This window comes from Streptomyces sp. NPDC006259 (assembly GCF_042870975.1).
In the GTDB taxonomy this organism is placed as follows: Bacteria; Actinomycetota; Actinomycetes; order Streptomycetales; family Streptomycetaceae; genus Streptomyces.
Genome location: NZ_JBIAHY010000004.1, coordinates 832,781 through 852,461, shown reverse-complemented (window position 1 = coordinate 852,461; position 19,681 = coordinate 832,781). Strand labels below are relative to the sequence as shown.

General features: G+C 70.6%; 18 protein-coding genes. 4 read left to right on the top strand and 14 right to left on the bottom strand.

Annotated elements, in window-relative coordinates:
- Positions 1 to 42: 42 nt before the first annotated feature.
- Complete coding sequence (locus ACFYO5_RS20425) at positions 43 to 2,535, bottom strand: ATP-binding protein (protein ID WP_388710302.1); 2,493 nt, start codon at positions 2,533 to 2,535, stop codon at positions 43 to 45.
- A gap of 265 nt (positions 2,536 to 2,800) precedes the next feature.
- The gene (locus ACFYO5_RS20420; protein ID WP_073494057.1) at positions 2,801 to 3,124 is read right to left on the bottom strand and encodes an STAS domain-containing protein; all 324 of its coding nucleotides are present in this window, start codon (positions 3,122 to 3,124) and stop codon (positions 2,801 to 2,803) included.
- Positions 3,125 to 3,592: 468 nt separating this feature from the next.
- On the opposite strand from ACFYO5_RS20420, the gene ACFYO5_RS20415 reads away from it, so the two are divergent.
- Positions 3,593 to 4,165 carry a cob(I)yrinic acid a,c-diamide adenosyltransferase gene (locus ACFYO5_RS20415; protein WP_388710300.1) on the top strand — a complete coding sequence of 191 codons (573 nt, stop codon included), beginning with the start codon at positions 3,593 to 3,595 and terminating at the stop codon, positions 4,163 to 4,165.
- A gap of 692 nt (positions 4,166 to 4,857) precedes the next feature.
- On the opposite strand, the gene ACFYO5_RS20410 is transcribed toward ACFYO5_RS20415, so the two are convergent.
- On the bottom strand, positions 4,858 to 5,460 hold the full coding sequence (locus tag ACFYO5_RS20410; RefSeq protein WP_388710298.1) for a hypothetical protein: 603 nt from the start codon (positions 5,458 to 5,460) through the stop codon (positions 4,858 to 4,860).
- A gap of 152 nt (positions 5,461 to 5,612) precedes the next feature.
- Here ACFYO5_RS20410 and ACFYO5_RS20405 point away from each other — a divergent pair, with 152 nt between their 5' ends.
- The 3 genes from ACFYO5_RS20405 to ACFYO5_RS20395 all read left to right on the top strand — a co-directional run bounded on the left by ACFYO5_RS20405 (position 5,613) and on the right by ACFYO5_RS20395 (position 9,471).
- On the top strand, positions 5,613 to 6,788 hold the full coding sequence (locus tag ACFYO5_RS20405) for a sensor histidine kinase (RefSeq protein WP_388710296.1): 1,176 nt from the start codon (positions 5,613 to 5,615) through the stop codon (positions 6,786 to 6,788).
- An 82-nt stretch (positions 6,789 to 6,870) separates the two neighbouring features.
- Positions 6,871 to 7,512, top strand: coding sequence for a response regulator transcription factor (locus ACFYO5_RS20400; protein WP_356567577.1), 642 nt, complete (start codon positions 6,871 to 6,873; stop codon positions 7,510 to 7,512).
- Positions 7,513 to 7,650: 138 nt separating this feature from the next.
- Positions 7,651 to 9,471, top strand: coding sequence for a glycoside hydrolase family 18 chitinase (locus ACFYO5_RS20395; protein ID WP_356567579.1), 1,821 nt, complete (start codon positions 7,651 to 7,653; stop codon positions 9,469 to 9,471).
- 167 nt (positions 9,472 to 9,638) lie between these two features.
- Here the strand turns inward: ACFYO5_RS20395 and ACFYO5_RS20390 are convergent, their stop codons facing one another.
- From ACFYO5_RS20390 to ACFYO5_RS20340, 11 genes are all read right to left on the bottom strand, one after another.
- Positions 9,639 to 10,085, bottom strand: a complete 447-nt coding sequence (locus ACFYO5_RS20390; RefSeq protein WP_356567581.1) for a DUF2550 domain-containing protein — start codon at positions 10,083 to 10,085, stop codon at positions 9,639 to 9,641.
- 142 nt (positions 10,086 to 10,227) lie between these two features.
- The gene (locus ACFYO5_RS20385) at positions 10,228 to 10,602 is read right to left on the bottom strand and encodes a F0F1 ATP synthase subunit epsilon (RefSeq protein WP_356567583.1); all 375 of its coding nucleotides are present in this window, start codon (positions 10,600 to 10,602) and stop codon (positions 10,228 to 10,230) included.
- Between the two features lie 131 nt (positions 10,603 to 10,733).
- Entirely contained in the window at positions 10,734 to 12,170 is a 1,437-nt protein-coding gene (gene atpD / locus ACFYO5_RS20380) for a F0F1 ATP synthase subunit beta (protein WP_356567585.1), read from the bottom strand.
- Positions 12,170 to 13,087 carry a F0F1 ATP synthase subunit gamma gene (locus tag ACFYO5_RS20375; RefSeq protein ID WP_356567587.1) on the bottom strand — a complete coding sequence of 306 codons (918 nt, stop codon included), beginning with the start codon at positions 13,085 to 13,087 and terminating at the stop codon, positions 12,170 to 12,172. The genes atpD and ACFYO5_RS20375 overlap by 1 nt, the downstream gene beginning before the upstream one ends.
- 21 nt (positions 13,088 to 13,108) lie before the next feature.
- Positions 13,109 to 14,698 (bottom strand): F0F1 ATP synthase subunit alpha, encoded by a 1,590-nt coding sequence (gene atpA, locus ACFYO5_RS20370; protein ID WP_356567589.1) that lies wholly within the window; start codon positions 14,696 to 14,698, stop codon positions 13,109 to 13,111.
- A gap of 122 nt (positions 14,699 to 14,820) precedes the next feature.
- The gene (locus ACFYO5_RS20365; RefSeq protein WP_356567590.1) at positions 14,821 to 15,636 is read right to left on the bottom strand and encodes a F0F1 ATP synthase subunit delta; all 816 of its coding nucleotides are present in this window, start codon (positions 15,634 to 15,636) and stop codon (positions 14,821 to 14,823) included.
- Positions 15,633 to 16,175 carry a F0F1 ATP synthase subunit B gene (locus ACFYO5_RS20360; RefSeq protein ID WP_388710292.1) on the bottom strand — a complete coding sequence of 181 codons (543 nt, stop codon included), beginning with the start codon at positions 16,173 to 16,175 and terminating at the stop codon, positions 15,633 to 15,635. Before ACFYO5_RS20360 ends, ACFYO5_RS20365 begins: the two co-directional genes overlap by 4 nt.
- Positions 16,176 to 16,216: 41 nt before the next feature.
- Positions 16,217 to 16,447 carry an ATP synthase F0 subunit C gene (atpE, locus tag ACFYO5_RS20355; protein WP_009321656.1) on the bottom strand — a complete coding sequence of 77 codons (231 nt, stop codon included), beginning with the start codon at positions 16,445 to 16,447 and terminating at the stop codon, positions 16,217 to 16,219.
- Between the two features lie 74 nt (positions 16,448 to 16,521).
- A complete protein-coding gene (atpB, locus tag ACFYO5_RS20350; RefSeq protein ID WP_388710290.1) occupies positions 16,522 to 17,349 on the bottom strand; it encodes a F0F1 ATP synthase subunit A in 828 nt (275 codons plus the stop codon).
- A 225-nt stretch (positions 17,350 to 17,574) separates the two neighbouring features.
- Complete coding sequence (locus ACFYO5_RS20345; protein WP_388710288.1) at positions 17,575 to 18,021, bottom strand: hypothetical protein; 447 nt, start codon at positions 18,019 to 18,021, stop codon at positions 17,575 to 17,577.
- A 313-nt stretch (positions 18,022 to 18,334) separates the two neighbouring features.
- On the bottom strand, positions 18,335 to 19,666 hold the full coding sequence (locus ACFYO5_RS20340) for an MraY family glycosyltransferase (protein ID WP_356567597.1): 1,332 nt from the start codon (positions 19,664 to 19,666) through the stop codon (positions 18,335 to 18,337).
- Between the last annotated feature and the right edge of the window lie 15 nt (positions 19,667 to 19,681).

Genomic DNA, 19,681 nt, shown 5'->3' with positions numbered 1-19,681 from the left:
GGGGGCGGGTCCTTGCGGACCCGCCCTTCGGAACGTCCGCGGTCAGATCAGCGGGTCCGGGTCCGAGGAGAGCGCACCGCTCGGTGAGGCCGAGCCCACAGGGGCGGAGGAGAACGAGTCGGCCGCCGAGCTGGGGGCGCTCTCGCTCGGGAGGCCGGTCGGATCCGAACCCGTCTCACTCGCGGACGGCGAGGGCGTGTCACTCGGCGACTCGGAGGTCGTCCCGGACGGCGTCGTGGACGGACGCGTGCTGTGGCTGGCGGACGGGGACCCGGTCGGCGAAGGAGAGGGGTCCCCGCTTCCCGACCCCTGCGAGCTGCTCGCACCCGGTGACGGCTCCGCCGGCCCCGTCGGCGTCGGATCGTCCGACGTCCCCATCGTCCCGTCCGGCCCCGGATCCGTGGGGGCGCTGGTCGCGTACCCGGTGTCCCCGGCACCCGTGTCCCCGCCGGGGTCGTCCCCGCCGAGGTCGTCGCCGCCCAGGCCGGTGCCGGCGGTGGGGTTGACGCCCACGGTGTCGGAGGGACGGTTCGGGTCGTTGCCCGAGGTGGCACCGAGGGTCACCACCGTGCCGAGGACGGCGACGAGCAGGGCGCCCGCGCCGGCCGCGACCAGGTTGCGCCTGGCCAGGCCGCGCAGGCCGCCCCTGCCGCGATGGGCCCGGGGTGCGGCGACGGGCCGGCCGGTGACCACGGTGGGGCCGGTGGGCGGTGCCGACGGGAGGACGGCGGTGATGCCACGGGGCGGGGACGACGGATCCTCGCGGCGGGCGTCCGGCGCCTCCTCGCCGGGCGCGGCCACGACCAGGCCGGGAACGTCGCCCGAGCGGTCGGCGACCAGGGCGAGGGCGCGCCGGCCGGCCGTGGTGCCCCGCTTGTCGGCGAGGGAGCCGCGCAGGCCGATGGAGGCCTCCAGCTCGGAGCGGGCCCGGTCGAGCTGTCCGGTGCACAGGGCGAGGACGCCCAGTTCGTGGTGGAAGTAGGCGCGGTCGGCGGACTCCCCGGCGAGGCGGGCCGCTTCGGCGCCCTCGTGCAGCGCCTGTTCCCAGGCGCCCCAGTGGAGTCCGGCGGCGAAGGCGGGGGCCGCGGTGCGGGCCAGCTCGACCGCGGTGGCCCGCTCGCCCTCGGCGGCCCGCTCGGTCTCCGGGACGGTCACGGCGAGGGCGGCGAGCACGGCGTCGGCCTCCGCGCACACCCGGGCGGGGGTGACCGAGGGGTGTCCGGCCCACCAGGCGTAGTGCCGGGCGGCGGTCCGGGCGCGGTCGGTGGCGTCGTCGGCGTATCCGGCGGCCTCCAGCTGGGCCCGCACGCCGGCGGCGAGGCGGTAGCGGGCGCCGACCGGGGAGACGAGCCCGCAGGCGGCCAGTTCGCCGAGGGCGGCGTCGGCGTGGGTGTCGCCGACCAGGGCGGGCAGGTGCGCCTGGTGCGGGACCTCGCCGCCGAGTGCGACGGCGAAGCGCAGGGCGGCGCGCGCGGAGGCGCTGAGGCGGGCGGCGAGCAGCGGGGCGGGCGCGGCGGCCTCCCCCAGCGAGGGCAGGGGTATCTCCTCGGCCTCCCCTGCCGGGGCGTCGGCGGGGGCCGCGGTGAACGGCCTGGCGTCCTCGAAGATACCGAACTCGTCGACCACGACGGCGTCGGCGCTCAGCCGGTCGCGCTGCCGCAGCAGGGCGCCGGCCTGGACGAACCGCAACGGCAGGCCCTCGGACTCGAACCAGAGGTCGCCGGCCCAGTTGGCCTCCTCCTCGGTGAGGACGCGGCCGACGGCCCGTTCGATCACCTCGACGCCGCCCGCGCGGTCGAGGCCGCTCAGGGCGACCTCCGCCACGGCCGAGTCGGCGGTGGGCGGCGGGGTGTCGGGGGTCGCACCGAGGAGGAAGGCGCACTCGGGGGTGGCGTCCAGCAGCTCGTCCAGTTCGGCGCCGCCGAACTCCAGGTCGTCGACCACGACGACCGCGCCGATCTCGCGGACCAGGGCACGCAGTTCGTCGTCGTCGGGGCGGCGGAGCGGGGCGTCGTAGACGGTGTGGAAGAGGTCGTGGAGGAGGTCCGCGGTGGTGCGGCGGTGGCCGGTGAGGCGGATCACGCCGTCGGGCGCGAGGTCCTCGCAGTCCTCGGCGACGAGGTCGAGCAGGCTGGTGCGGCCGGAGCCGGAGGGGCCGGTGAGGCGGACGGACCGACCGCGGGCCAGCAGCCGGACGAGCTGTTCGCGCTCCTCCTGGCGGCCGAGGAGGGGCTGCTCGGGGCGGGCGGGTCCGGCGGGCGCGGGGGGCCGGGCCGCGTGGTCGGCCTCGGCGCGCTCGTCGGGGGTGCGCTTGGCGGGGGGTTCGGGCCGCTCGGTGGGCGGGGAGAGTTCGATCTCGCTGCCGTCGACCGGGTTGACGGTGAGGAGATGCTCGCCGGCGACGAGTCGCACGGTGCGGGCGAGAGCCGGCGCGTGCTGTCCGAAGTCCGGGCTGAGGGGGTCCCTGGAGGGGCGCGAGCGCGGCGCGTGGCCGTCGCGGCCGTACTCCTCGGGTCCCTGGTGCGTCGGGTCCATAGGTCAAGCCCCCCAATAGCGTGGTGCGGAGACAGCCCCTCCCGGCCTCGCCGCACGCTGCGCTGTCGCTATCCGGTCCGGTGCCCGCTCGAGGGCTGCGGGCGCGGGCAGACGAACCGTAAACCTTCGCACAGTATCTACGACAGCCCGGGGTGCCGCGCCGTCCGAGACGTCACGGTCCGGTGAGGATTGCGCGCGCCGCACAGGTGCCGCTCGGCCGCCCAGGTGACGTTTGCCTGACTCGGGTGTCCACCGCGGACAGGTCTCACACGCGCGGGAGGGACTCCACTCCGATGCCGCCCTCGATCGCGAGGATCCGGTGCAGTCGGGTGGCCACCAGGAGGCGCTGCATCTGGGGAGGTACGCCCCGCAGCACCAGGCGGCGGCCGCAGCGGCCCGCCCGGCGGTGGGCGCCCATGATGACGCCCAGTCCGGTGGCGTCCCAGGAGTCGAGTTCGGACAGGTCGAGCACCAGGTCGCCGACACCGTCGTCGACCGCCGTGTGCAGGACCGTACGGGCGTCCGCCGCGCTGCGGACGTCGAGGCGGCCCCCGACGACCAGCTCGACGTGGTCGCCCCTGATGTGCATAGCGCTCCCCTAAGCGTGCGTCTCGTGCTCCGCGGTGGTGAATGACCGGTGTTGCATCGTCTGACTGCGTGAAGCGGTCAGAGGTTGCCGTCTGTGAGCGAACCGATACCGAATTCACCCGCAGGAGTGAGGCCCATGGGGCCAGTGCGGTTCCAGTGCTTGCAGAAGCCCTGCCCGCTCTGGCGTCCGATGTCACCGGCGTCAACCATCCGGCGCATTGCGCACCGGCGGAGCGAACTCCCCTCCAGATGGCTCTCGGCGGGACACTAGCGGGCGTGAGGCGCTGTGTGACCGGTTAGTAACGCGTTTCACGTCGCAGGCCGTGAGACGCCGGTCACGTCGTCAAATCCTGCCGGATTCGCGCCGATTGACCCCCTCCCGAGCGGCGTCCGGCGCCTCCGGAGCGAGGTCCGTCACCCGTGACGGACGGCACGGTCCGCTGCGCCGGGAACGGTCTAGATTGGCGGCATGGTCAATCTGACGCGCATCTACACCAGGACCGGCGACCAGGGCACCACCGCCCTCGGCGACATGAGCCGGGTCGCCAAGACCGACCTGCGCATCGCGGCGTACGCGGACGCGAACGAGGCGAACGCGGTCATCGGTACCGCGATCGCGCTGGGCGGGCTCGACGAGAACGTCGTCGAGGTCCTCACCCGCGTGCAGAACGACCTGTTCGACGTCGGTGCCGACCTGTCGACACCGGTGGTGGAGAACCCGGACTTCCCCCCGCTGCGGGTCGAGCAGTTCTACGTCGACAAGCTGGAGGCCGACTGCGACCGCTTCAACGCGGAGCTGGAGAAGCTGCGGTCCTTCATCCTCCCCGGCGGCACGCCCGGCGCGGCCCTGCTGCACCAGGCGTGCACGGTGGTCCGTCGCGCCGAACGCTCGACCTGGGCCGCGCTGGAGGTGCACGGCGAGGTGATGAACCCCCTCACGGCGACCTACCTCAACCGCCTTTCGGACCTGCTGTTCATCCTGGCCCGGTCGGCCAACAAGGAGCCCGGCGACGTGCTGTGGGTGCCGGGCGGGGAGCGCTGAGCGCCTGCCGGCGGTGCCTGGCGGGGTGCGCGCCGGTCGGTCGCCGGCGGCTCCCCGCGGGGGTGCGCGCCTGCCCGGCGCTGGCGGTTCCCCGCTGAGGTGCGCCAGCGGTTCCCGCTGAGGTGCGTGCCAGCCCGGCGCTAGCGGTTCCCGCTGACGTGCGCGCCTGCCGGCCAGAGCAGTTCTCGCTGACGTGCGCGCCTGCCGGCCGCTGGCGGCTCCCCGCGGGGGTGCGCGCCAGCCCGGCGCTACCGGTTCCCCGCTGAGGTGCGCCAGCGGTTCCCGCTGAGGTGCGCGTCGGCCGTCCGCTGGCGGCTCCCCGCGGAGATCCGCGCCGGTCGGCCGCGAGCAGGTCCCGCTGACGTGTGCGTCGGCCGGCCGCTGGCGGTCCCCCGATGAGGTGCACGCCTGCCGGCCAGAGCGGTTTCCGCTGAGGTGCACGCCTGCCCGGCGCTACCGATTCCCCACTGAGGTGCACGCCTACCGGCCAGCGGTTCCCGCTGACGTGCGAGTCGGCCGGCCGCTGGCGGCTCCCCGCGCGGTCGGCCACGAGCAGTTCCCGCAGACGTGCGCGCCTGCCCGGCGCTAGCGGTTCCCCGCTGAGGTGCACGCCTGCCGGCCAAGCGGTTCCCGCTGAGGTGCGCGTCGGCCGGCCGCGAGCGGTTCCCGCAGAGGTGCGCGCCAGCCCGGCGCTAGCGGTTCCCCGCTGAGGTGTGCGCCGAGCGGTCCTTCCCGGGCCCGTCGTCCTCCGTCCCGGCGCCCGCCGGGGCCCTGCGGGGCCAGACCGTGTACGACAGGGCGATCAGGCCGTAGATGCCGACCGCGCGCACGGTCGTCCACTGGAACCCGCGCAGCGAACCGACGTCGCCGGAGTCGCCGACGTACCAGACCGCGCACTGGAGCAGGGCCAGGGCGACGGCTCCGCCGAGGACGGCCCGCAGCCACAGCTTCGCCTCGTGGCGGGCGCGGCCGCGGCCGTAGCGGGGCGGTCCGGCCGGAGGCGGGCCGCCGCCGAGGCGGTGGGCCGCGTGGCCGTCCAGCCAGCGGATCGTGTAGTGGCCGTAGGCGACGGTGTAGCCGATGTACAGCGCCGCCAGGCCGTGCTCCCAGCCGGGTTCGGCGCCGTTGCGCAGATCGATCGCCGAGACCACGAACAGGACCAGTTCCAGCACCGGCTCGCACAGCAGCAGCACCACACCGGTCCGCCGCCATCCGAGCAGATAGCGGACGGCCAGTCCGAGGGCCAGCAGTATCCAGAAGCCGATCTCACAGGCGGCGATCAACCAGACGATCACGGTTCGCTCCTCTCGCTCACCCTCCCAGGCTGGCGTCCGTGACCGCCGGGGGCGTCGTCGCCGATGACGAACCCGCGGTACATCGAAGGATGCAGTGCCGGACCGTCCTCCGGGATCAGGCGGGCGGCGCGCGGGCCGTGTTGGATGGATCCATGGCCGTCCGACTCCCCCGCCCGCACCGGTTCGACGTGGTCGTCGCCGCCGGCGGACTGCTCGGCGGCCTGCTGATGTGGGGCATCGGCCTGGGCACGCGTCCGGCCGACGAGCCGACCGTGCTGTTCGACGGCCGCTGGCCGGTCCTGCTGCCGCTCCTGGTGACGGCCGGCTGCGAGCTGCTGCGCCGGGTCGCCCCGCGCACCGCGCTGGTGACCGGCACGGCCGCCCTCACTCTGGACACGGTCACCCAGGGCAACGTCGTCACGCTGATCATGTTCACCGACGTCGTCTACGCGGCCGTGCTGTACGGCACGCCCGCCTCCGCCCGGCGCGTCCCACGGGTCACCGGGCTGCTCACGGTGGCGGCGACGGTGGTGCCGTTCGCGCTCTGGCGGGTCCCCGAGGCACTGCTCATCGGAGTGGCCGTCGGGGTGCTGTCGTTCGCGCCCGCCTCCACCGGCCTCATCGTCCGCAATCACCGCGACGCCGCCCTGGCCGCCCGGCTGCGGGCCGAACAGACCGCGCTGCTCGCGGAGATGGACCGCGCCCAGGCGGTCACCGCCGAACGCGCCCGGATGGCCCGCGAACTGCACGACATGGTCGCCAACCATCTGTCGGCGATCGCCATCCACTCCACGGCCGCGCTCTCCCTGGACGACCCGGACACCTCGAAGGAGGCGCTGTCGGTGATCCGGGAGAACAGCGTGGCGGGGCTGGACGAGATGCGGCGGTTGATCGGCATCCTGCGGGACGGCAGCGGGGACCGCGAACCGGCCGCCGCCCCCACTCTCGACGGACTGGACGACCTGGTGGAGGGCGCCCGCGCCAACGGCCTCCACGTCACCCTGCGCGCGGACCTCGGCGAGGTGCCCACGCCGGTCGAACTGGCCGCCTACCGCATCGTCCAGGAGTCCCTGACCAATGCCCTCAAGCACGCCTCGCCGGGCCCGGTCGCGGTCACGCTCGCCCGGCGGAACGGGATGCTCGACGTGCGGGTGAGCAGCCGGTACGGCCACCGGGACGGCCCCCGGGTCCCCGGTTCCGGGGCCGGGCTGGTCGGGATGCGGGAGCGGGCCGCGCTGTTGGGCGGTACCTTCACGGCCGGTCCCGAGGGCACTGTGTGGACTGTCCGCGCCTCGCTGCCCGTCGCCGAAGGGGACCGTCCGGAATGACCCGCGCCCCGGCCACCGTCCCCGCCACCGTCCCCACCTCCACCGCCTCCACGTCCGCCCCCGCCTCCGAAGGAGATCCCGCATGATCCGCGTCCTGGTCGCCGAGGACCAGTCCGCCGTCCGCGCCGGTCTGGTCCTCATCCTGCGCAGCGCCCCCGACGTGGAGGTGGTCGGTGAGGCGGCCGACGGGGAGCAGGCGGTGGCGCTGGCCCGGGAGTTGCGGCCCGACCTGGTGCTGATGGACGTACAGATGCCGCGGCTCGACGGCGTGTCGGCGACCCGCGTGGTGGTCGAGGAGGGGCTCGCGGACGTGCTGGTGCTGACCACCTTCGACCTGGACGAGTACGTGTTCGGGGCGCTGCGGGCGGGCGCGGCCGGGTTCCTGCTGAAGAACGCGGAGGCGAGGGACCTGATCGAGGCGGTCCGTACCGTCGCGCGCGGCGAGGGCGTCGTGGCGCCGGCCGTCACCCGCCGCCTCATCGCGGAGTTCGCCGCGAGTCCGGCGCCGGGACCGAAGGCCGATCCCGCGGTGCTGGCCTCGCTGACCCGGCGCGAACGCGAGGTACTGGTCTGCCTCGGTGAGGGGCTGTCCAACGCGGGGATCGCGGAGCGCCTCGACATGGCCGAGGCGACGGTGAAGACGCACGTCAGCCGTCTGCTGGGCAAGCTGGAGCTGCGCAACCGGGTGCAAGCGGCGGTGTTGGCGCAGGAGTTGGGGATCTAGGAAGGACGCGGTACGGGGCACCGCTTAGTGGTCCAGACCTATTGACCTGTGGTCCAGACCTTTCTATTCTCGCGGCACCGTGGGTGTGAAGGCTCAGTCACACCCCCCACCCCCGCTCCTTCACAGAGGAGGCGCTGCATGCGCTTCGGACACAGAGCCGTGGCAGGTCTCGCGACCCTGCTGCTCCCGCTGGCCGGCCTGGTCGGCCTCGCGAGCCCGGCCCAGGCCGCTCCATCGGCCACCGCCACCTACGCCAAGCCCTCCGACTGGGGCACCGGCTTCGAGGGCAAGTGGACGGTGAAGAACACCGGCACGACGACCATCAACTCCTGGACCGTCGAGTGGGACTTCCCCTCCGGCACGTCCGTCGCCTCCGCGTGGGACGCCGACGTCACCTCCGCCGGCACCCACTGGACCGCCAAGAACAAGTCCTGGAACGGCTCGCTGGCCCCCGGCGCCTCCGTCTCCTTCGGCTTCAACGGCACCGGCTCCGGCTCCCCGTCCAACTGCAAGCTCAACGGCGGCAGTTGTGACGGCACCTCGGTCCCCGGCGACGCCGCCCCCTCCGCGCCGGGCACCCCCACCGCCTCCGACATCACCGGGACCTCGGTGAAACTGGCGTGGGGCGCGGCCACCGACGACAAGGGCGTCAAGAACTACGACGTCCTGCGCGACGGCGCCAAGGTCGCCACGGTGACGACCACGTCGTACACCGACACCGGCCTCTCCGCCGGCACCGACTACTCCTACACCGTGCAGGCCCGCGACACCGCCGACCAGACCGGCCCGGTCAGCGGCGCCCGCGCCGTGCGCACCACCGGCGGCACCACCGAGCCCCCGCCCACCGGTGACAAGGTCAAGCTCGGCTACTTCACCGAGTGGGGCGTCTACGGCCGCAACTACCACGTCAAGAACCTGGTGACCTCCGGCTCCGCCGCGAAGATCACCCACATCAACTACGCGTTCGGCAACGTCAAGAACGGTCAGTGCACCGTCGACGACACCTACGCCGCCTACGACAAGGCCTACACCGCCGACCAGTCCGTCAGCGGCACCGCCGACACCTGGGACCAGCCGCTGCGCGGCAACTTCAACCAGCTCCGCCAGCTCAAGGCGAAGTACCCGCACATCAAGGTGCTGTACTCCTTCGGCGGCTGGACCTACTCCGGCGGCTTCGGCCAGGCCGCGGCCAACGCGACGGCCTTCGCCAAGTCCTGCAAGGCCGTCGTGGAGGACCCCCGCTGGGCCGACGTCTTCGACGGCATCGACATCGACTGGGAGTACCCGAACGCCTGCGGCCTGACCTGCGACACCTCCGGCCCCGCCGCGTTCAGGACCCTGTCCCAGGCGCTGCGCACCGAGTTCGGCCCGAACTACCTCGTCACCGCGGCCATCACCGCCGACGGCTCCTCCGGCGGCAAGATCGACGCGGCCGACTACGGCGGCGCCTCCTCGTACCTGGACTGGTACAACGTGATGACGTACGACTACTTCGGCGCCTTCGACAAGGACGGTCCCACCGCCCCGCACTCGCCGCTCACCTCGTACCCCGGCATCCCGGCCGCGGGCTTCAACTCCGCCGACGCGATCGCCAAGCTGAAGGCGAAGGGCGTCCCCTCGGCCAAGCTGCTCCTCGGCATCGGCTTCTACGGCCGCGGCTGGACCGGCGTCACCCAGTCCGCCCCCGGCGGCACGGCGACCGGAGCGGCCCCCGGCACCTACGAGGCCGGCATCGAGGACTACAAGATCCTCAAGACCTCCTGCCCCGTCACCGGCACCATCGCCGGCACGGCCTACGCGCACTGCGGCACCAACTGGTGGTCCTACGACACCCCGTCGACGATCGCCTCCAAGATGGCCTGGGCCAAGAACCAGGGCCTGGGCGGCGCGTTCTTCTGGGAGTTCAGCGGCGACACCGCCAACGGTGAGCTGGTGAGCGCCATCAACAGCGGCCTGTAGCAGCCGCCGGCACCCCACGGCCTGCGGAAGCCGCTTCAGCACCTCCCCGCACCGACGCCGCGGGTGGGCCCCCCAGGGCCTGCCCGCGGCGTTCCGCGCCTCAGGCCACGTGCTGCCGGGGCGGGGCCGCCTCAGGCCACGTTGACCGCTGTCCGGGCGGAACCGCCTCAGGCCACGTTGACGCGCTGCCCGGGCGGGGCGGCCTCGAGCCACGCGAGGAATCCGGTCAGCGCGTCATCGCTCATCGCGAGTTCCAGACGCGTGCCCCGGTGCACACAGGTGAGGACGACCGCGTCGGACAGCAGCGCCAGCTCCTCCTCGCCCTCGGGCAGCCGGCGGCCGGCCACCTCGATGGAGGCACGCTCCAGGACGCGGCGCGGGCGGTAGGCGTAGGAGAAGACGCGGTACCACTCGATGCGGTCGCCGTTGTAGCGGGCGACCCCGTAGCTCCAGCCTTTTCCACTCGTGTCCGTCTTCTCGGGGACGTCCCAGCGCAGGGAGCAGTCGAAGGTGCCGCCGGAACGCTGGATGAGCCTGCGGCGCAGGCCGAAGACGAACAGCCCCAGCGCCACCACGCCCACGACGATTCCGCACACAGTCAGAGCGAGGACCATCGACACCGACCTCCTCGTCTCCTAGGTACCGAAAATAGGTAACGGAACGGAAAAAACATCCAGATCTGCCTCAGCCGCGGTCGGCTCCGGATCGCTCCGGTGCCAACCGCGGCTGAGTGACGTCATCACACGGTGAGCTGTCTCAGCTCCCCGCCGCCGCACGCAGTCGTACGTCCGCGCGGCGCTCGGCGGAGGCGTCGCCCTCCGCCTTCGCACGCTCCAGCTCTCGCTCCGCGCGCTGGACGTCGATCTCGTCCGACAGCTCGGCGATCTCGGCCAGCAGCGACAGCTTGTTGTCGGCGAACGAGATGAAACCGCCGTGCACCGCGGCGACGACCGTTCCACCATCACTCGTACGGATGGTCACCGGGCCCGACTCCAGCACACCGAGCAGCGGCTGGTGACCGGGCATGACGCCGATGTCGCCGGACGTGGTGCGCGCGACGACCAGGGTGGCCTCGCCGGACCAGACCTCTCGGTCGGCCGCGACCAGCGCGACGTGCAGCTCAGCAGCCAAGGTGGCTCCTCGGGTCACCACCCGGCGGGTCTGCCGGGTGTTGGTTACAAGTCTAGTGGGCGTGGAAGAGGGGGCGGGACGACCCCGCCCCCTCACACGAACTCGGATCTCAGGACCGACCGGTCCGGAGGTCAGGAGACGCCCAGCTCCTTCGCGTTCTTCTTCAGGTCCTCGATACCACCGCACAGGAAGAACGCCTGCTCCGGGAAGTGGTCGTACTCGCCGTCGATGATCGCGTTGAACGCGGTGATCGACTCGTCCAGCGGCACGTCCGACCCGTCGACGCCGGTGAACTGCTTGGCGACGTGGGTGTTCTGGGACAGGAAGCGCTCCACGCGACGGGCGCGGTGGACGGTGAGCTTGTCCTCCTCGCCCAGCTCGTCGATGCCGAGGATCGCGATGATGTCCTGAAGGTCCTTGTACTTCTGCAGGACCGTCTTGACGCGCATCGCGGTGTTGTAGTGGTCCGCCGCGATGTAGCGGGGGTCCAGGATGCGGGACGTGGAGTCCAGCGGGTCCACGGCCGGGTAGATGCCCTTCTCGGAGATCGGACGGGAGAGAACCGTCGTCGCGTCGAGGTGGGCGAAGGTGGTGGCCGGGGCCGGGTCGGTCAGGTCGTCCGCGGGGACGTAGATCGCCTGCATCGAGGTGATCGAGTGTCCACGGGTCGAGGTGATGCGCTCCTGGAGGAGACCCATCTCGTCGGCCAGGTTCGGCTGGTAGCCCACCGCGGAGGGCATCCGGCCGAGCAGGGTCGAGACCTCGGAACCGGCCTGCGTGAAGCGGAAGATGTTGTCGATGAAGAACAGCACGTCCTGCTTCTGCACATCGCGGAAGTACTCCGCCATGGTCAGACCGGCCAGGGCCACGCGCAGACGGGTGCCCGGGGGCTCGTCCATCTGACCGAAGACCAGGGCGGTCTTGTCGATGACGCCCGACTCGGCCATCTCCTCGATGAGGTCGTTGCCCTCACGGGTGCGCTCACCGACACCGGCGAACACGGAGACACCGTCGTGGTTGTTGGCGACGCGGTAGATCATCTCCTGGATGAGCACCGTCTTGCCGACGCCGGCACCACCGAACAGACCGATCTTGCCGCCCTTGACGTACGGGGTCAGCAGGTCGATGACCTTGACGCCGGTCTCGAACATCTCGGTCTTCGACTCGAGCTCGTCGAAGTTCGGCGCCTTGCGGTGGATGGACCAGCGCTCACCGTCGTAGGTCTCGTCCGTGTTCAGCACCTCACCGAGGGTGTTGAACACCTTGCCCTTGGTGAAGTCGCCGACCGGGACGGTGATGCCCCTGCCGGTGTCGGTGACCGCGGCCTGGCGGACCAGACCGTCGGTGGGCTGCATCGAGATCGTGCGGACCAGGCCGTCACCCAGGTGCTGGGCGACCTCCAGGGTCAGCGTCTTCTTCGTCCCGGCCTCGGCCGGGTCGGAGATCTCGACGTGAAGGGCGTTGTAGATCTCCGGCATGGCGTCGACGGGGAATTCCACGTCGACGACCGGGCCGATGACCCGGGCGACGCGGCCCGTGGCAACGGCCGTCTCAACTGTCGTCGTCATTACCTGTCACTCCCCGCGGACGCGTCGGCCAGAGCTGCGGAGCCGCCGACGATCTCGCTGATTTCCTGGGTGATTTCGGCCTGGCGGGCCGCGTTGGCAAGGCGGGAGAGCGTCTCGATCAGCTCTCCGGCGTTGTCGGTGGCCGACTTCATCGCGCGCCGCGTGGCGGCGTGCTTCGAGGCGGCCGACTGGAGCAGCGCGTTGTACACGCGGCTCTCGACATACCGCGGCAGCAGGGCGTCGAGGACGTCCTCCGCCGACGGCTCGAAGTCGTACAGCGGAAGGATCTCGTCCTTCGCCGCGGACTCCTGGGCCACCTCGTCGAGGCTGAGCGGCAGCAGACGGTCGTCGAGCGCCGTCTGCGTCATCATCGACACGAACTCGGTGAACACGATGTGGATCTCGTCCACGCCGCCGTCCGCCGTCTCCTTCTCGATGGCCTCGATCAGGGGTGCCGCGACCTTCTTGGCGTCCGCGTACGTCGGTTCGTCCGTGAAGCCCGACCACGACTCCGCGACCTTGCGCTCACGGAAGTTGTAGTGAGCGAGGCCACGCCGGCCGACGATGTACGTGTCGACCTGCTTGCCCTCGGCCTCGAGGCGCGCCGTCAGCTGCTCCGCGGCCTTGATGGCGTTGGAGTTGAAGGCGCCCGCGAGACCACGGTCGCTCGTCAGGAGCAGCACCGCGGACCGCACGACCGTCTCGGCCTGCGTGGTCAGCGCGTGCTTCGTGTTCGAGCCCGTGCCCACCGCCGTGACCGCGCGGGTGAGCTCGGTCGCGTACGGCGTGGAGGCCGCCACCTTGCGCTGCGCCTTGACGACACGCGAGGCGGCGATCATCTCCATCGCCTTGGTGATCTTCTTGGTCGCGGTGACGGATCGGATGCGACGCTTGTAGACCCGGAGCTGGGCTCCCATGAGTCAGGTCCCTTCCTTACGTCACTTGGCCGCGGCCGGGGCGTCCTCGCCGAGGAGCTTGCCGTCCGAGGTCTCGAACTGCTTCTTGAACTCGGCGATGGCGTCGGCAATGGCGATGAGGGTGTCCTCCGACATCTTGGCGCCCTCCTTGATGGAGGTCATGAGGCCCTGCTCCTTGCGGTGCAGGTACTCCAGCAGCTCCTTCTCGAAGCGGCGGACGTCGGCGACCGGGACGTCGTCCATCTTGCCGGTGGTACCGGCCCACACGGAGACGACCTGGTCCTCGGTCGGCATCGGCTGGTACTGGGGCTGCTTGAGCAGCTCGACCAGACGCTGACCGCGCTCCAGCTGGGACTTCGACGCGGCGTCCAGGTCGGAACCGAAGGCGGCGAACGCCTCCAGCTCACGGTACTGGGCGAGGTCGAGGCGGAGGCGCCCGGAGACCTGTCGCATCGCCTTGTGCTGCGCGGAACCACCGACTCGGGAGACGGAGATACCGACGTTCAGCGCGGGGCGCTGACCGGCGTTGAACAGGTCCGACTCCAGGAAGCACTGGCCGTCGGTGATGGAGATGACGTTGGTCGGGATGAACGCCGAGACGTCGTTGGCCTTCGTCTCGACGATCGGCAGACCGGTCATCGAACCGGCGCCCAGCTCGTCGGAGAGCTTCGCGCAGCGCTCCAGCAGACGGGAGTGCAGGTAGAAGACGTCGCCCGGGTAGGCCTCGCGGCCCGGCGGACGGCGCAGCAGCAGCGACACGGCGCGGTAGGCGTCGGCCTGCTTCGAGAGGTCGTCGAAGATGATGAGGACGTGCTTGCCCTCGTACATCCACTGCTGACCGATGGCCGAACCGGTGTACGGCGCCAGGTACTTGAAGCCGGCCGGGTCGGACGCCGGGGCGGCGACGATGGTCGTGTACTCCAGCGCGCCGGCCTCTTCGAGGGCGCCACGCACGGAGGCGATGGTCGAGCCCTTCTGGCCGATGGCGACGTAGACGCAGCGGACCTGCTTCTTCACGTCGCCGGAGCGCCAGTTGTCACGCTGGTTGATGATCGTGTCGACGGCCAGGGCGGTCTTGCCGGTCTGGCGGTCACCGATGATCAGCTGACGCTGACCACGGCCGATCGGGGTCATCGCGTCGACGGCCTTGTAGCCGGTCTCCATCGGCTCGTGCACCGACTTACGGGCCATGACGCCCGGAGCCTGAAGCTCCAGGGCACGGCGGCCGGACGTCTCGATCTCGCCGAGGCCGTCGATCGGGTTGCCGAGCGGGTCGACGACGCGGCCGAGGTAACCCTCGCCCACCGCGACCGAGAGGACCTCACCGGTACGCGTGACCGGCTGACCCTCCTCGATGCCGCTGAACTCGCCGAGGACCACGCAGCCGATCTCGCGCTCCTCGAGGTTGAGGGCGAGACCGAGGGTGCCGTCCTCGAACTTCAGCAGTTCGTTGGCCATGGCCGAGGGCAGGCCCTCGACCTTCGCGATGCCGTCGCCGGCAAGGCTGACCGTACCGACCTCCTCGCGCGAGGCCGCGTCCGGCTTGTACGACTGGACGAAGTTCTCCAGTGCGTCCCGGATCTCCTCCGGCCGGATCGTGAGCTCCGCCATCTGGGTTCCCTGCTCTCCTTGTTGGGCCCGAAGTTTCTTTGGGGGTCTGGGGGCGACCCCCAGGAATCCTCTGCACGGCCCAACCAGGGCCGTAAGCACTACTGCGTGTTGAGTTGGTTGCGCTAGCTCGCCATGCGGCGGGCGGCGTCCTCGATACGGTCCGCGAGCGAGCCGTTGATCACCTCGTCACCGACCTGCACCCGGATCCCGCCGAGGACCTCGGGGTCCACGTCGAGGTTGAGGTGCATGGTGCGGCCGTAGAGCTTCGCGAGGGCGGCGCCCAGGCGCTGCTTCTGCGGGTCGCTCAGCGGCACCGCCGAGGTGACGACGGCCACCATGCGGTCCCGGCGCGCGGCGGCGAGCTTGGACAGGGACTCGAGTCCCGCTTCCAGGCTACGGCCTCGCGGGGCGCTCACAAGGCGCGTCACCAGACGCTCGGTGGCCGCGTCCGCACGACCGCCGAGCAGGCTGCGCAGCAGCTCGCCCTTGGCCGACGCGGTGGCCTTCCGGTTGGTCAGTGCGGCGCGCAGCTCCACGTTCGAGGCGACGATCCGCCCGAAGCGGAACAGCTCGTCCTCGACGTCGTCGAGCGCGCCGGCCTGCTGCGCGGCGGTGAGGTCAGCGGCGTCCGCGAGCTGCTCCAGCGCGTCCACCAGGTCGCGCGACTGCGACCAGCGGGACCGCACCAGGCCGGCGACCAGGTCGGCGGCGGTGCCGCTGATCTGGCTGCCCAGCAGGCGCTGGGCCAGCTCGGCCTTGGCCGCTCCGGGCTGCGCCGGGTCGGTGAGGACCCGACGCAGCGACACCTCGCGGTCGAGCAGCGCGGTGACGGCCGCCAGCTCGGCGGCGAGCCCCGCCGCGTCCACGGACGTGCTGTCCGTCAGCGCGTCGAGACGCTCGCGTGCGGCTGCCAGGGCCTCGCGGCTCGCTCCGTTCATCGCGACGCCTCGGCCTTCTCCTCGAGTTCGTCGAGGAAGCGGTCGATGACGCGGCTCTGGCGGGCGTGGTCCTCGAGGGACTCCCCGACGAGCTTGCCGGCCAGCACGGTGGCGAGCTTGCCGACGTCCTGGCGCAGCGCGGACGCCGCGGCCTTGCGGTCGGCCTCGATCTGGGAGTGACCGGCGGCGACGATCTCCTCGCGCTGCCGCTGACCCTCGGCGCGCATCTCCGCGATGAGGGTCGCGCCCTGCTCCTGCGCCTCCTGGCGCAGGCGCGCGGCCTCGTGCCGGGCCTCGGCGAGCTGAGCCTTGTACTGCTCAAGCACGCTCTGGGCCTCGGTCTGCGCGGCCTCGGCCTTCTCGATACCGCCCTCGATGGCCTCGCGGCGCTCTTCCAGAACCTTGTTGATGTTCGGAAGGAGCTTCTTGGCGAGGAAGCCGAAGACGATGACGAAGGCGATGAGGCCGATGACGAGCTCGGGGATCGGCGGGATGAGGGGGTTCTCCCCCTCACTCGCCGCGATGAGCAAGTGGCTCATGTGTATGCCTTTCGTCTAGTCGGCTGGTCTGGGGTCAGTGATCAGTAGCCGTAGACGAACGGCATGACCAGACCGATCAGCGCCAGCGCCTCACAGAAGGCGAAGCCGAGGATCTGGTTGGCGCGGATCAGGCCGGCCGCCTCGGGCTGGCGGGCGAGAGCCTGGGTGCCGTTACCGAAGATGATGCCGACGCCGACGCCGGGACCGATGGCGGCGAGGCCGTAACCGATCGAACCGAGGGAGCCTTCGACAGCAGCAAGGGTCTGGGACATGCCAGTTCTTCCTTTTCTTTACGGACCGGTGGGGGTTGGCCACCGGACGACTTGGGGGTCGGAGATGCGCCTGGTCAGTGGTGCTCGGCGAGGGCGCCCTGGATGTAGGTGCAGGTCAGCAGGACGAACACGTACGCCTGAAGGGCCTGGATGAACAGCTCGAAGGCGGTCATCACGATGACCATCACGAACGAGACGCCCGCGTAGGCGATGCCCGCGCCGTTCAGCATGTACCAGCTGGCGATGGTGAAGAGCAGCAGCAGGGTGTGACCGGCGAACATGTTCGCGAAGAGTCGTACCGCGTGGGTGAACGGCCGGATCAGCAGGTTCGAGAAGAGCTCGATCAGCATGGCCAGCGGCAGCACCGCGCCGAGCGACTTGTCGTATCCGGTGACGTTCTTCCAGAAGCCGACGAAGCCTTGCCGCTTGAACGTCAGGGACACCCACAGGATGTAGACGATCAGCGCCAGGACCAGCGGGTACGAGATGATCGACGTGACCGGGAACTGGGCGATCGGAACGATCGACCACAGGTTCAGCATCCAGACGAAGAAGAAGAGCGAGACGACGAGCGGTACGTACTTCTCACCTTCCTTCTTGCCGATGGTCTCGTAGACGACACCGCGCCGGATGAAGTCGTATCCCGCCTCGGCGACCATCTGAAGCTTGCCGGGCACGACCTGCGGCTTGCGGAAGGCGGCCCAGAAGAATCCGACGATGATGATCGAGCCGAGAAGCGCCAGCAGCATCGTCTTGTTGAAGTACAGGTTGCTGTCCCCGTCACCCAGCAAGGGCTGGAACAGGAACGAGTGCAGGCCCGGGGACACTTCGGCGAAGCCACACCCGTCGAACAGGTGGCAGTTGGTGTCGAAGGCGAGCACCTGCGTCGGGTCAGCACTCACCGCGGGCTCCTTCAGCATGGCGCATAGGTACGGCAACCTCGTTGTGTCGGCGCGGCACGAAGCCGCGGTTCGGCACTGGACTGGTGTTACGGATGTGGGGGCGGCAAGAGGGCATCGAGCCTCGCGATTGAGCAGGCGTCAGCTCAGATGCCCGCGCCCGCGATGCCGCAGTTGGCACCGGACGATAGCAGGATCTCTCGGGCGCCTTTATCCCGGCCCTACCCGTCACGACGAGTGCCCCGATTTGTGGGACTGCTCGTCCTTCGCGGGAGTGCTCGGTTCAGGTTCGACATAGAGGATCTTGGAGTTCATGTGCACCCACGTCTGAGCACCGATCCAAGCCAGAGTGCCGGCGACCAGAGTGAGAGCGAATGCCTTGGGTTCGAAGAGCGTCGTGTGCTTGAACGCCGCCATGAAAACGAACAGGAGCAGGATCTGCGCCGCGTAGAGCAGCAGGCCCATGCCCTGGAACAGGTGCGGAAGCGTTTTGGCGATGCGCTGGAGGACGTAAAGACTCAGCCCCATGAAGAGAATGACCAGCACCGTCGCCACGCCGGCCCCGATCGCACCCTTGCCACCCGCGACCACGCCACTGACGACGGCGGCGATCGCGCCGACGGCGACCGTGGGCACGGCGGCCTGGGCCAGGATCCGGACGTCGTTGGACGGCATGGCGGCAACTCCGCTTTCAAAGGGGGGCAGGGTGTCGTCATGGACGAGCGTAGTCCCCGTCCGAGGGGCGAAGGACCGCACGCCGACCTCGTGACCGATGGACCGTCGCACTGCGGTCCTTCGGTTCCATCCGGGGTTCTCGTGAACCGTATCACAAACTATTTGATGAGGTCTTTACCTGGATGGTGTGCTCGGTGTCACACATGAGAGTGAGACTGCGCGTCTGTGCAGGAACCGCGACCACTTGTCTGGTATTGGGCATCTTTGCCCACCCGCGGTTTCCCCACGACTTGGCAATGCTCTAGTCAGATTCTTACCTTGCCGCACGCGAGCGGGGTCCCACGGCGGTCGCCCCGTTGGCTCCCGAGACGCCCACGACGACCGGAGTGCGGTGCTCGCGCTCCTCGTCCTCGACAGCGTCCGCGGACTCCTCCCCGGTCTCCGCGGCCAGGGCCTGCGCCGACTCCTGGAGGACCTTGCGGCGCCGGTAGCGCGGCGGCACGAAGGACTCGGCCCAACGCGGGGCGCGCGGCGTGAAGCGCGGCAGCAGCAGCAGTCCCAGACCGATCGCGCTGAGGATCACGACACCGAGGACGATCCACATGGACGCGGAGTTGACCGAGTAGGTCAGGGCGCCGAAGGCGATGAGCGCGGACCAGAAGTACATGATCAGCACCGCGCGGCTGTGCGAGTGGCCGATCTCCAGCAGGCGGTGGTGCAGGTGACCCCGGTCCGCGGCGAACGGCGACTGCCCGCGCCAGGTGCGGCGCACGATCGCCAGGATCAGGTCGGCGGCCGGAATCGCGATGATGGTCAGCGGCAGCAGCAGCGGGATGTAGACGGGAACGGTCTGGTGGACCGTGGCGCGCTCGGAACCCGAGAACAGGTTCATGACGTCCGGGTCGACCTGGCCCGTGATGGAGATCGCGCCCGCCGCCAGCACCAGCCCGATCAGCATCGAGCCGGAGTCGCCCATGAAGATGCGCGCGGGATGCATGTTGTGCGGCAGGAAACCCAGGCACATGCCCATCAGGATCGCCGCGAACAAGGTGGCCGGGGCCGCGGCCTCGATGCCGTACGAGTACCAGATGCGGTAGGCGTACATGAAGAACGCGGCGGAGGCGATGCAGACCATGCCGGCGGCCAGGCCGTCCAGGCCGTCGACGAAGTTGACGGCGTTGATGGTGATGACGACCAGCGCCACCGTCAGCAGGGTGCCCTGCCAGGGGGTCAGCGCGACCGTGCCGACACCCGGGACCGGCAGCCACAGGATCGTCAGACCCTGCATGACCATCACGCCGGCGGCGATCATCTGGCCGCCCAGCTTGATCAGGGCGTCGATCTCGAACTTGTCGTCCAGGACGCCGATCAGCCAGATCAGCGCCGCCCCGGAGAGCAGGGCGCGCGGCTCGTTGGACTTCTCGAAGACCTGGTTCAGATTGGTCAGGTGGTCGGCGACCAGCAGGCCCGCGCACAGACCGAAGAACATGGCGATCCCGCCGAGGCGCGGAGTGGGTTCCCGGTGCACGTCGCGTGCCCGGATCTCCGGCATCGCCCCCGCGACGATCGCGAACTTCCGCACCGGCCCTGTCAGCAGATACGTCACCGCGGCCGTCACGCAGAGCGTCAGCAGGTATTCACGCACGGGCTTCCCCACAGG